At 36.6% G+C, this 1022-nt stretch carries 1 protein-coding gene and 1 pseudogene; both read right to left on the bottom strand.

Features of this window, described 5'->3' with window-relative positions:
- The coding region (locus tag ACFIJP_RS09295) for a hypothetical protein (protein ID WP_375627139.1) at positions 1-226 on the bottom strand (226 nt) is incomplete at its 3' end.
- A gap of 273 nt (positions 227-499) precedes the next feature.
- Positions 500-1022: pseudogene (locus tag ACFIJP_RS09290) on the bottom strand (hypothetical protein); the annotation flags it as partial.

Below are 1022 nucleotides of genomic sequence, written 5' to 3'. Positions count from 1 at the left end.
CACCCCCATATATCCAAGCTTTCACTTGCGCCTTGGTACTGTAATCAACTTTACAAGGCATCTCATGATACTGACCACCGTCAAATTCTTCGTATTCTCTTGTGCCATCATCATATTCGTAAAGGTTATAAAAATACTCTGCTACCCCTAATCCCCATGGTGCATGACCGACCGCCGTTGCAACCCACTTTTTTTGCCCTTTCTGTTTACGTTTTTTTAAAAACATCTGGTTTAATATCCCCTATCTAAATCCATAACTTTACCAATGGGTTTATTTGCATCAAAATGGACTGTACAGAAGCGTTTTTAATTTCAATGTGGTTTTTATCACAAAATCTTTAAATCGCTCTGTACGGTGCCTTTCTGTCAATTTAAACGCATCTCTATTCTCAAAATCATCAGCAAATTTCACTACTTTGCTGTTTTTTCGGATCCTTTTAAATACGATTTCATGACTGATGCTCCCGAAAAAAGCTCTATTTCTGATCCATAAGTGTCTTTAAGCGTAGATCGCTGTTGGGGGTATGCTAAATCTTTCTGAAAGGTTGTTTGCGAAATTGTTTGATGATGATTTATAGCATGCGGTTGCATATAGTTTTTCCGTTTCTAATTTTTTGTGTTTCTTAATTACCAATCCATATTCTGGATGCGTAATCCAATTATCCCAAGCGCTTTGCCAATCGCGTTCATTTGCATTTCGACATGGATTGGTTTTTGAAAAGCGTACAAATTTTTCAAATTCTGATAAGGCTTCATCATGCGTTAATCCTTGTTCAGTTGCGTATTGAAAATCGGGTTTGAAATCTTCTAGTATTCTTTCAACTTCTTGTTTTTCCCTTGTTTTCTTTGTTCCTTCAAAAAAGTTTGCTTTCTCTGGAAAACAAGCAGGCATCATCGTGTCAAAGATTTCTGAAAGTTTTTTTCCAACCTTTTTAACTTTTCGTGAAGGCAATTTCGCAATCATCGCTTCGTTAATTTGCCATCGGTTGTTAGCTTCGTTTGAAAGATTGATATTTTGCTCG

The sequence above is a fragment of the Bartonella sp. MU37NMGALS genome (assembly GCF_042194015.1).
Taxonomy (GTDB): Bacteria; Pseudomonadota; Alphaproteobacteria; order Rhizobiales; family Rhizobiaceae; genus Bartonella; species Bartonella grahamii.
This window is presented reverse-complemented; position numbering and strand designations above follow the sequence as displayed.